This window comes from Mumia sp., assembly GCF_028803055.1.
Taxonomy (GTDB): Bacteria; Actinomycetota; Actinomycetes; order Propionibacteriales; family Nocardioidaceae; genus Mumia.
This window is the reverse complement of the sequence record NZ_JARBCJ010000074.1, coordinates 3905-14551: the sequence shown is the minus strand read 5'-3', so window position 1 is coordinate 14551 and position 10647 is coordinate 3905. Positions and strand designations below refer to the sequence as shown.

13 protein-coding genes are annotated in these 10647 nt (G+C 70.8%); 10 read left to right on the top strand and 3 right to left on the bottom strand.

Annotated elements, in window-relative coordinates; translation table 11 throughout:
- Positions 1-424 (top strand): LLM class flavin-dependent oxidoreductase (locus PV363_RS09080; RefSeq protein WP_301022165.1); only part of this gene is annotated, 424 nt, incomplete at its 5' end.
- Positions 424-1260, top strand: a complete 837-nt coding sequence (locus PV363_RS09075; protein ID WP_220341670.1) for an undecaprenyl-diphosphate phosphatase — start codon at positions 424-426, stop codon at positions 1258-1260. The genes PV363_RS09080 and PV363_RS09075, both read left to right, overlap by 1 nt.
- Positions 1261-1263: 3 nt before the next feature.
- On the opposite strand, the gene PV363_RS09070 is transcribed toward PV363_RS09075, so the two are convergent.
- Positions 1264-2043, bottom strand: coding sequence for a helix-turn-helix transcriptional regulator (locus tag PV363_RS09070; protein ID WP_366525466.1), 780 nt, complete (start codon positions 2041-2043; stop codon positions 1264-1266).
- Here PV363_RS09070 and PV363_RS09060 point away from each other — a divergent pair.
- Entirely contained in the window at positions 1930-2952 is a 1023-nt protein-coding gene (locus PV363_RS09060) for an SDR family oxidoreductase (RefSeq protein ID WP_366525465.1), read from the top strand. The two genes, PV363_RS09070 and PV363_RS09060, sit on opposite strands and share 114 nt — an antisense overlap.
- A 45-nt stretch (positions 2953-2997) precedes the next feature.
- Here the strand turns inward: PV363_RS09060 and PV363_RS09055 are convergent, their stop codons facing one another.
- A complete protein-coding gene (locus PV363_RS09055) occupies positions 2998-3981 on the bottom strand; it encodes a magnesium and cobalt transport protein CorA (protein WP_220341673.1) in 984 nt (327 codons plus the stop codon).
- A gap of 49 nt (positions 3982-4030) precedes the next feature.
- On the opposite strand from PV363_RS09055, the gene PV363_RS09050 reads away from it, so the two are divergent.
- From PV363_RS09050 to PV363_RS09020, 7 genes are all read left to right on the top strand, one after another.
- Positions 4031-4720 (top strand): MSMEG_4193 family putative phosphomutase, encoded by a 690-nt coding sequence (locus tag PV363_RS09050; RefSeq protein WP_220365148.1) that lies wholly within the window; start codon positions 4031-4033, stop codon positions 4718-4720.
- Positions 4721-4781: 61 nt separating this feature from the next.
- A complete protein-coding gene (locus tag PV363_RS09045) occupies positions 4782-5306 on the top strand; it encodes a DUF3090 family protein (protein ID WP_220341675.1) in 525 nt (174 codons plus the stop codon).
- On the top strand, positions 5299-6078 hold the full coding sequence (locus tag PV363_RS09040; protein ID WP_301022163.1) for an SCO1664 family protein: 780 nt from the start codon (positions 5299-5301) through the stop codon (positions 6076-6078). Before PV363_RS09045 ends, PV363_RS09040 begins: the two co-directional genes overlap by 8 nt.
- A 23-nt stretch (positions 6079-6101) precedes the next feature.
- The gene (mshC, locus tag PV363_RS09035; protein WP_220365147.1) at positions 6102-7340 is read left to right on the top strand and encodes a cysteine--1-D-myo-inosityl 2-amino-2-deoxy-alpha-D-glucopyranoside ligase; all 1239 of its coding nucleotides are present in this window, start codon (positions 6102-6104) and stop codon (positions 7338-7340) included.
- Positions 7341-7358: 18 nt separating this feature from the next.
- Positions 7359-8216 carry a PAC2 family protein gene (locus tag PV363_RS09030; protein WP_308289333.1) on the top strand — a complete coding sequence of 286 codons (858 nt, stop codon included), beginning with the start codon at positions 7359-7361 and terminating at the stop codon, positions 8214-8216.
- Between the two features lie 92 nt (positions 8217-8308).
- Complete coding sequence (locus tag PV363_RS09025; RefSeq protein WP_220341678.1) at positions 8309-8998, top strand: HAD family phosphatase; 690 nt, start codon at positions 8309-8311, stop codon at positions 8996-8998.
- A complete protein-coding gene (locus PV363_RS09020; protein WP_301022162.1) occupies positions 8995-9471 on the top strand; it encodes an anthrone oxygenase family protein in 477 nt (158 codons plus the stop codon). The genes PV363_RS09025 and PV363_RS09020 overlap by 4 nt, the downstream gene beginning before the upstream one ends.
- On the opposite strand, the gene PV363_RS09015 is transcribed toward PV363_RS09020, so the two are convergent.
- On the bottom strand, positions 9358-10647 hold a 1290-nt coding region (locus PV363_RS09015), incomplete at its 5' end, for an MFS transporter (protein ID WP_301022161.1). The genes PV363_RS09020 and PV363_RS09015 overlap by 114 nt on opposite strands.

The following is a 10647-nucleotide window of genomic DNA, read 5'->3' as shown; positions in this document are numbered from 1 at the left end:
GAAGACCCTGGACGGCTTCGACATCGTCCCGACCGTCCCCGTCGTCATCGGGGACGACCTGGAGAAGTGCGCCGACATGGTGCGGGCCTACACCGCGCTGTACGTCGGCGGCATGGGCAGCCGCAAGCAGAACTTCTACAACGCCCTGGCACGACGGATGGGGTTCGAGGACGCCGCCCAGAAGATCCAGGACCTCTACCTCGACAAGAAGCAGGCCGAGGCCGCGGCCGCGGTGCCGTTCGAGCTCGTCGACCAGACCTCCCTCATCGGACCCAAGGAGCGCATCGCCGAGCGTCTCCACGCGTACGCCGACGCCGGCGTCACGACGCTCGCGATCGCGACCTTCGGCAGCACGCACGACGAGCGGGCCGACGTCCTCCGTACCGTCTCCGACGCTCTCGACGCATCGGGGCTCGGCTCTTGATGGACCTGCTGCAGGCACTCGTCCTCGGGCTGATCCAGGGCCTCACCGAGTTCCTCCCCATCTCATCGTCCGGCCACCTCGCGATCTTCCCGAAGTTCTTCGGGTGGGAGGACCCGGGCGCCGCCTTCACCGCCGTCGTCCAGATCGGCACCGAGCTCGCGGTCGTCCTCTACTTCTGGCGCGACATCACGACCATCGCCGGCGGCTGGCTGCGGGGTCTCGTCAAGCGCGAGGCGCGCACGACCCTCGAGTGGCGCATGGGCTGGTTCGTGATCGTCGGATCTCTCCCGATCGTCATCCTCGGCATCGCGCTCAAGGACGTCATCGAGCACGAGTTCCGCAACCTCTGGGTGATCGCGACGATGCTCATCGTGATGGGCATCGTCCTCGGGATCTGCGACCGCTTCGGACGCCAGGAGCGCGAGATCGCCGACCTCAACGCCAAGCACGCCGTGCTCTTCGGTCTCGCCCAGGCGATGGCGCTGATCCCCGGCGTCTCTCGCTCGGGTGCCACCATCAGCATGGGGCGTGCGCTCGGCTACGACCGTGCCGCGGCGACGCGCTACGCATTCCTGCTCGCGATCCCGGCGGTCGTCGGCGCGGGGCTGTTCCAGCTGCCCGAGATCCCCGGCGGCGAGAACGCGTACGGCGTGGGTCCGACGATCCTGGCGACCGTGGTCTCGTTCGTGGTCGGCATCTCGGTGATCCACTGGCTCCTGCAGTACGTCAGCAAGCACTCCTACACGCCGTTCGTGATCTATCGGATCGGACTCGGAGGCCTGGTGCTGGCGCTGCTGGCCACCGGGGTGATCACGGCCGGGACGGCGGTCGGCTAGTCGTCACGGGGCGTCGGCATGCAGACGTTGCGTGCCGACGACCTTGACCAGCTGCAGCAGCTCGGCGTCGCGCGAGCCTGGCGCGGCGGAGTAGACGATCACGGTCTGGTCGGTCTCCGGGATCTCCAACGCGTCGCAGTCGAGCGTGACTGCGCCGACGCTCGGATGAGTGATGGTCTTGCGGTGACTGCGCCACACCTGCGACGGAGCCTCGTCCCACAGGCGAACGAACTCGTCGCTGTGGGCGCGCAGCTCGGCCACGAGGCGGCGCAGATCGGGATCGTCGGGATACTTCGCGGCGGCCGCGCGCAGGGAGGCCACGGAGCGTGCGTCGGTGCGCGCCGCCTCCTCGGCGGAGACCGACACACGGCTCGGCTCCCCAAGGAAGCGCTGACGGACGATGTTGCGCTCTGCTGCCGGGAGGGCCGAGAAGTCTCCGAGCAGGGCTGCGGCCAGCGGGTTCCACGCCAGCACGTCGGACTTCGCGCTCACCACGACGGCCGGCTGGTCGTCGAGGCGTTCGAGCAGGCGCAGGATGCTGGCGCGCACGAGCATCGGCACGTGGCCCTCACGCGGCGCCGCGGCGTCTGCGAGGTCGAACATCTCTCGCCGCTCGTCGTCGCTCATGCGCAGCGCCTGGGCGAGCGATGCCAGCACGGACGGCGAGGGGTGTGCGCCGCGACCCTGCTCGATCCGCGTCACGTAGTCGACGCTCACCCCGGCGAGCACGGCGACCTCCTCTCGCCGAAGACCTGCGACCCGTCGGCGGGATCCTTCGGGCAGACCGACATCCCCGGGGGCGATCCTGCTGCGCGCGCGTACGAGGAGGCGGCCGAGCTCTTGGCGATCCACCTCCTCAGCCGGGCACGCGGAGGTGGCCGCCACCACGGCACAGCGTGGTACGGGGAGTACCAGGACGACGTGGTCCTGGCACGCCGTCGCACCGACCGCCAGGCTCGCTCCATGACGACAACGAGAACAACCACGACGGCCCTGGTCACCGGGGCGAACAAAGGAATCGGCTACGAGACCGTGCGCCAGCTCGCCGGGCTGGGTTGGACGGTCTGGCTCGGTGCCCGTGACTCCGAGCTCGGCAGGAAGGCCGCCGACGCCCTCCGAGGCGACGGCCTCGACGTACGACCCGTGACGCTCGACGTCACCGACGACGCGTCGGTGGCTGCGGCAGCGACGACGCTCGAGAACAGCGGGACAGGCCTCGACGTCCTGGTGAACAACGCGGGGATCGCCGGCTCCTTGCACGCCCCGGCTGACACGGTGGCGACCGATTTCCTCGCCGTCTACGGTGTCAACCTCCTGGGGCCGGTGCGCGTCACCCACGCTCTCCTCCCGCTTCTGCGCGGCTCGCCGCACCCGCGGATCGTCAACGTCTCGAGTGGCATGGGGTCGTTCGGGATCACCGGCGACCCGGCGAGGCCCGAGTACGGCTTCTACGGTCTCGTGTACCCCTCGTCGAAGGCTGCGCTCAACATGGTCACGACCATGTACGCCAGGGGCCTGCCCGGGATCGCGGTGAACTCGGCCGACCCCGGCTACACGGCCACAGACCTGAACGGACACTCCGGCACGCAGACGGTCGAGGAGGGCGCGCTCGCCAGCGTGCGGGCGGCGACGGTCGATCCGGAGGGCCCGACCGGGGCGTTCTTCGGCCGTGACGGCTTCCTGCCCTGGTGAGGTCAGGCTCAGCGCGATCGAGGCGACTCGCGTCGATGTGTGGCGTCAGAGCCAGCCCGAGCGCTTGAACGCTCGCCAGAGGACGAGGACGAGCCCGGCCATCACCACGAGCGTGAGGGGGTAGCCGAGCGACCAGCCCAGCTCGGGCATGTCCCGGAAGTTCATCCCGTAGATGCCGGCGACGAGGGTCGGCACGGCCGCCATCGCGGCATACGCGGCGAGCTTGCGCATGTCGTCGTTCTGCTGGATCGATATCTGGGTGGCACGGGCCTGCATCGCGTTGTCGAGCAGGCTGTCGAGAGTGTCCATCGTGCCCCGCGCATGGACGAGGTGGTCGGCGATGTCGCGGAAGTAGACCCCCATCCCCTCCGGGATCGTCCATTTGGCGTGGCCCTCGAGAAGCGCCTCGAGCGGAGCGTGGATCGGCGCGACGGCCTTCCGGAACTCGAGCAGCTCCCGCTTCAGCGGGTAGACCCGCCCGGTCGTGCCTGGGGCTGCCTCGGAGAACACGGCTTCCTCGATCTCCTCGACGTCCGAGGTCAGCTGCTCGGCGATGAGCTCGTACTCGTCGACCACCGCGTCGACCACGTGGTACGCGGCGGCGACGGCACCGAACTTGAACAGCTCCGGCTGCTTCGCTGCCCGGTCTCGGATGCTGTCGAGGCGTGGCCACGTCCCGTGCCGGACGGTGATGGCGTAGTGCGCTCCGATGAACATCGAGATCTCGCTGAGCAAGACCTCGCTCGTCTCGGTGTCGTACTCCAGCGATCGCAGTGCCAGGAATGCCGAGCCCTCGTAGATGTCGATCTTGGGGCGCTGGTGCGCGGCGACGGCGTCCTCGACAGCGAGGGGGTGGAGCGAGAAGATCCGTTGGAGGTCCGTGAACTCTCCGTACGTCGGGTCCTCGAGGAGGACCCACACGAAGTCTGCCGGACCGGTCAGGGTCGCGGCGAGCTCGCTGAGCCCGTCGAGCGTCGTGCTGACCTGGACGGGCGTGAGGTCGCGATAGGCGGCGCAGTCCAGGATCACACCGTCATTGTGCCCCGCGGGGGCGTCGCGGGCCGACTACGCTCGGGGCGTGCCGACCCTGATCCTCGTCCGTCACGGACGTACCGCCGCCAACGCCGACGGCGTGCTCGCCGGACGCAGCCGGGGCATCGGTCTCGACGACGTCGGTCTGGAGCAGGCCCGTGCGGTCGCCGACCGGCTGTCCGTCATTCCTCTCGCCCGCCTCGTCAGCAGCCCGCTCCTGCGGACGATGCAGACGGCGCGCCGGATCGCCGACGCGCAGAAGGAGAACGTCCAGGTCCGGCGGGAGGCCGGGCTGGTCGAGTGCGGCTACGGACGGTGGACCGGCAAGAAGATCGTCGATCTCGCGCGCGAGCCGTTGTGGGCGACGGTTCAGCAGCAGCCGAGCGCGGTCGAGTTCCCCGGCGGAGAGCGTCTCGCCGACGTCTCGGCCCGGGCGGTGGAGGCGGTCCGGCGGATCGATCGACGCGTCGAGCGGCGTCACGGTCCCGGGGCCGTGTGGGCTGCTGCGAGCCACGGCGACGTGATCAAGGCCGTGCTGGCGGACGCCCTCGGTCTCCACCTCGACCAGTTCCAGCGGATCGCGGTGGCCCCAGGATCGGTCAGCGTCATCACCTATGGCTCTCACCGCCCGAGCGTGCGCCACGTCAACGACCTCGGATCCGACCTCAGCGGGCTCGCCCCGGCCGCGGGGGGAGACCGCCCGACCGGCGACGCGCCGGTCGGGGGAGGTGCCTGACCGTGCGCATCCCGCGGGGCAGGAGTCGCCGCCACCCAGGCCCCTGTCTAGGCTCGGTCCCATGCTGATCCACCGGTTCGAACGCCCACGGCGTTTCGTCGCGGGCACGGTCGGTGCCCCCGGTGAGCGGACCTTCTTCCTCCAGGCCAGCGACGGTGGTCGCGTGACGTCGGTCGCCCTCGAGAAGGAGCAGGTCCTGGTGCTCGCCGAGCGCCTCGAGGCGCTCCTCGTCGAGGTCGGAGGCGACGCAGGATCGGGCACGGCCCCCGAGCGCACGGTCGATCTCGACCCGCTCGACCAGCCGATCGAGGAGGAGTTCCGGGTCGGCACGATGACGCTCGCGTGGGAGCCCGAGGCGGGGGAGATCGTCGTCGAGGCGTTCGCGGCGACGGAGGACGAGGACACGGAGGCCAGCGACATGCTGGTCGTGACGCTGCGACCCGAGGTGGCTCTGGAGTTCGCCGAGCGCGCCAAGAGCGTCGTCGCCGCCGGTCGGCCGACCTGTCCGTTCTGCGGCGGTGTCGTCGAGGCCGAGGGACACCTCTGCCCCCGCGCCAACGGGTTCCGCCGAGTCGCGCGTGAGTGACCTGCGTGCCCTCTCGGAGGGAGAGCTGGAGGTCACGGGGCGACTCGTGGCGGCCTCGAACGGCACGTTCGTCGGACAGGTCGTCCAGGGCTCCCTCGCCACGGAGTGCGTCTACAAGCCGGTCCGGGGCGAGCGACCGCTGTGGGACTTCCCCGACGGCACGCTGGCGGCCAGGGAGTACGCGGCGTACCTCGTCTCCGAGGCCGCCGGCTGGCACGTCGTCCCTCCGACGGTGCTCCGTGACGGCCCGTTCGGCGTCGGCATGGTCCAGGAGTGGGTGGACGTCGACGTGGACGCGCCACAGGTCGCCGTCGTACCGGCCGACGAGACGCCCGACGGGTGGTTCGCCGTGGTGGACGCCGTCGACCTCGACGACCGGCCCGTCACGCTGCTGCACCGCGACACGCCCGACCTGCGGACGATGGCGCTGTTCGACGCCGTCGTGAACAACGCCGACCGCAAGGGTGGGCACCTTCTCCCGTCGGACGGCCGGGTGCGCGGCTGCGACCACGGCCTGACCTTCCACGAGGAGCCCAAGCTTCGCACTGTCTTGTGGGGATGGTCCGGAGACGTCCTCGAGCCGGGGGAGCGGTCGCGGCTGGAGACCTTGCGCGCAGACGTCACCTCCGGTCCGCTGTGCGACGCGCTGGCGGACCTGCTGGCCGTCGACGAACGCAGGGCACTGACTCGCCGTATCGACCAGCTGCTCACGTCCGGGAGGATGCCCGACCCGGGGGACCGGTGGCCCACGATCCCGTGGCCACCGCTGTAGGGACCGCCTTATACCCTCAGGGCATGCGCGCCTGGACGTCCCCCGAAGTCCCCGACCTCTCCGAGCTGGGCCTCGGGCGCGGTTCTGCTGTCGAGGTCTTCGACACCTCGACGGGTGCGCTGACGGTGGCCGACCCGCCCGACCGGGCCCGCCTCTACGTCTGCGGCATCACCCCGTACGACGCCACGCACCTCGGCCACGCAGCGACGTACCTGACCTTCGACCTGCTTCAGCGAGCGTGGCGCGACCGCGGTCTCGAGGTCCTCTACACGCAGAACATCACCGACGTCGACGACCCGTTGCTCGAGCGGGCGACCGCCACCGGGGTGGAGTGGAGCGAGCTGGCCAACCGCGAGATCCAGCTGTTCCGCGAGGACATGGCCGCGCTCCGCATCCTGGCCCCCGACCACTACATCGGCGCGGTCGAGTCGATCGACCTCGCCGTCGCGCTCGTGGAGCGCCTCCGTGACCGCGGGGTGACCTACGAGGTCGACGGAGACGTCTACTTCGCCGTGCACGAGGACGCCGACTTCGGCAGCGTCTCCGGGTACGACCGCGCGACGATGCTGAGCCTTTTCGCGGAGCGCGGTGGAGACCCCGACCGCCCCGGCAAGCGTGATCCTCTGGACTGTCTGCTCTGGCAGGCCGAGCGCCCGGGCGAGCCGTCGTGGGACAGCCCGTTCGGTCGCGGGCGCCCGGGTTGGCACGTCGAGTGCGCCTCGATCGCGCTCGAGACGCTCGGCGAGGACTTCGACGTCCAGGGCGGCGGGACCGACCTGATCTTCCCGCACCACGAGATGTCCGCCTCCGAGGCGCACGCCGCGACACAACACCGGTTCGCGCGGGCCTACGTGCACCAGGCCATGGTCGCCTACGACGGGGAGAAGATGTCGAAGTCGCTCGGCAACCTCGTGCTCGTGTCACGGCTCCGCGCCGACGGGCGCGACCCCGTCGCGATCCGTCTGGCACTGCTGGCGCACCACTACCGGACCGGCTGGGCGTGGGCCGACGGTGACATCGTCGACGCGCACAAGCGCCTCGCGAGGTGGCGTGAGGCGTTCGCTGCGGGCGGGCCGGCGGCGGCGCCGGTCGTGGCGGGGCTGCGCCAGGCCCTCGCCCGTGACCTCGACACCCCCCAGGCCCTCGCGGTCGTGGACGCCTGGGTGGACTCGGCCCTGGCCGGCCGCGAGTCGGACGACCACGACCCTGCCTCCGGCCGTGTGGTGGGCGCCGCCGTCGATGCGCTCCTCGGTGTCGTCTGAGCGGCATAGAGTGAAGGCGTGAGCGAGCACAGCAGCGATTTCCCTGGGGTCGTCGACCCGTGGATGGTCGTCGCCTTCGAGGGGTGGAACGACGCCGCCGAGGCGGCGACCGACGCCATCGACCATCTCATCGAGTGGTGGGACGCGGAGCTCATCGCCGAGCTCGACCCGGACGACTACTACGACTACCAGGTCAACCGGCCCTACATCGGTCGCGACGACGAGGGCGAGCGGTCGATCTCGTGGCCGACGACGCGGGTCTTCGTCGCCCGCCCGGTCGGCTCGGACCGTGACGTGCTGCTGGTGCGGGGGATCGAGCCCAACATGCGGTGGATGCCCTTCTGCGACGAGCTCCTGTCACTGGCCGACCGCTTCGCCGTGCGTGGCATCGTGACGCTCGGTGCGCTCCTCGCCGACACCCCGCACACCCGCCCCGTACCCGTCACCGGGTCCACCAGCGACGACCGGCTCGCCGCGCGCCTGCACGTCGAGGAGTCTCAGTACGAGGGCCCGACCGGGATCAACGGCGTCTTCGCCATGGCGAGCAGCGAGGCGGGGATCCCCACCGTCTCGCTCTGGGCGGCTGTCCCTCACTACGTGGCGCAGCCCCCGAGCCCGAAGGCGACCCTCGCACTGCTCGGCTACCTCGACGACGTGCTCGAGATCAGCCTGCCGCTGGGCGATCTTCGCGACCTTGCTCGCGCCTGGGAGCGAGGCGTCGAGGAGCTGGCGAGCTCGGACCCCGAGATCGCCGCCTACGTCGAGTCCCTCGAGGAGGCCCGGGACACCTCCGAGCTTCCGGAGGCGTCGGGTGACGCCATCGCGCGCGAGTTCGAGCGCTACCTCAAGCGCCGGTCGCGCGACACCGACACCTGAGCTGTCGGTCCCTTACTGGTTTGCCCCTCCCGCGAGGGCCGCGCGAGACTGGTGCGGCCGTCCATGTCCATCCTTCCCCCCGAAGTGAGCCGATGAGCCTCAGCGACACCCGCCCGACGAAGACCTTGCCTGACGCGGTCCTGTGGGACCTCGACGGGACGATCGTGGACACCGAGCCGGTGTGGCTCGCGGCCGAGCTGTCCCTCGCCTCGCGCTACGGGGCCTCGTGGTCGGAGCAGGACGGGCTCGAGCTGGTCGGCAGCGACCTGCTCGCCGCCTCGAGGGAGATGAAGCGACGGATGGCCCTGCCGCTGTCGCCGGAGGAGATCGTCGACACGCTCGTCGCGGAGGTGGCCGCCTACATGTCGACCGGTGAGATCGCGTGGCGACCAGGCGCGCTGGAGCTGATCGGAGCGCTGGAGGCAGCGGGCGTGCCGCAGGCGCTCGTCACGATGTCCTACAAGGCGATCGCGACGCCCATGCTGGCCCGTGTGCCGGGGGAGCCGTTCGGCGCGGTGGTGACCGGCGACGTGGTGAGCCAGGGCAAGCCGCACCCCGAGCCCTACCTCGCGGCGGCAGCTGCGCTCGGCGTCGATCCGCACCGGTGCGTGGCCATCGAGGACTCGACCACCGGCACCCGCTCGGCTGCGGCCGCCGGTTGCCACGTGCTCGTGGTCCCGAACCTGGTCGCTGTCGAGGAGGGCGAGCGCCGTACGCTCGTCGACTCGCTCGAAGGCACCAGGCCCTACGACCTCGGCGCCCTGCTCGACGTCTCGCGATGACGCTCGCGACGGTCCTCACCCTCGTCGGCATCGTCGGCACCGGCGTGATGGCCGGTGTCTACGTCGCCTTCTCCGTCATGGTGATGCCTGCTCTCGACCGCAGACCTCCCGGCGAGGCGGTCGGGTTCATGCAGGCCACCAACCGGTACGCCCTCCGGCCGCCGTTCCAGCTGGCGTTCTCCGGGACGGCGGCGGTGGCGGTCGCGCTGACGGTGATCGCGTTCGTGGTCGACGACACCGACCGCGGCCGGTTGCTGATCGGGTCGGTCACCTATCTCCTGACGGTGGTGGTGACGGGGGTGTTCCACGTCCCGCGCAACAACGGGATCGACGCGGTGGACGCCGACGACGCCGAGGCCTCATTGGTCGCCTGGAGGGCGTACTCGCGGCCCTGGCGGCTCGGCAACGATGTCCGCGCCCTCCTCTGCGTCCTCGCTCTCGTCGCCTACGCCGACGCGTTGCGCGTCGCCTGACCGCGCGTCCATCTCGCGCCACTCGGGCCGGAGCCCGGTCAGGCTCGTGGTCAGGAAGTACGTCAGGCCGAAGACGAGCAGCACGGGGGAGAGCCCGACAGCGGTGACCGCTACACCGGCGAGCAGTCCGCCGAGCGGCATCCCCGCCCAGGCGACGGAGTCGCTCAGGGCGCCGACCCGTCCGTAGAGGCGACGTGGGACGCGTTCGAAGAGGATGGCGCCGAGGATCGGGTTGAGGAAGCCGGCCCCGACTCCTCCGACGGCGAGCACGGCGACGACGACCGGACCTGGTACGTCGAGCAGCAGGACGAGGAAGCGTGGCGCCCCGGCGACGAGGAAGCCCCCGAAGAAGACGAGCCGGCGCGGCATCCGGTGTGCCAGTGCCGAGGCGAGGAGGCTCCCGACAACCGCTCCTGCGCTCGACACGGTGAGGAGGAGCCCGACCGTCGCGGCACCGCCACCGGAGTCGCGGGCCCACACCGGGAGGAGAACACCGATGTACGCGACGTCCAGGAGGTTCGTGACCCCCACCATCACCACGATGGCGACGAGAAGGGGATCCCGGCGGAGGAAGGAGGCACCCTCCGCGAGCTGGTGCAGGTAGCCGTCACCGGGCTCATCTGCGACTTCGGCATCACCGTCGTCGGTGCGTGTGTGAGGTCGGCCCATGCCGCGGGGGAGGGCGAAGGCGACGACGACCGATCCCAGCACGAAGCAGGCAGCGTTGACGGCCACGCCGGCGACGGGGCCCGCGACCGCGATGAGCACCCCGCCCAACGCCGGACCGGCGGTGGAGGCGAGCCGCTCGACCGTCGACGACAGGCCGGTCGCCCGGACCAGGGGCACATGCGCACGCTCGGCCGCGTCGGGGACCATGATCTCCTTCGCCAGGTCGCCGGGGCCTCGCGCGGCGCCGACGACCGCGACCAGGATCAAGAAGACCGGGAGCGTCAGTCGGTCGACGGCGTACAGGACGGGGATGGTCGCCGCTGCGGCGGCGCTCACGAGATCGGCGCTCCACGAGATCGACCGACCACCGACGCGGTCGATCCAGGGACCGCTCAGCGCTTTGACGAGGACGTACGGGGCGAGCTCGAACAACGCCACGAGGCCGGTCTTGGTCGCGCTGCCCGTCGTCGCGAGGACGAACCACGGGAAGGCGACGGCAGACACCCG

Excerpts from the sequence above, each read along its gene's own strand:
- PV363_RS09075 (WP_220341670.1), top strand. The coding sequence starts at position 424 with ATGGACCTGCTGCAGGCACTCGTCCTCGGGCTGATCCAGGGCCTCACC.
- PV363_RS09045 (WP_220341675.1), top strand. The coding sequence starts at position 4,782 with ATGCTGATCCACCGGTTCGAACGCCCACGGCGTTTCGTCGCGGGCACG.
- mshC (WP_220365147.1), top strand. The coding sequence starts at position 6,102 with ATGCGCGCCTGGACGTCCCCCGAAGTCCCCGACCTCTCCGAGCTGGGC.
- PV363_RS09025 (WP_220341678.1), top strand. The coding sequence starts at position 8,309 with ATGAGCCTCAGCGACACCCGCCCGACGAAGACCTTGCCTGACGCGGTC.
- PV363_RS09020 (WP_301022162.1), top strand. The coding sequence starts at position 8,995 with ATGACGCTCGCGACGGTCCTCACCCTCGTCGGCATCGTCGGCACCGGC.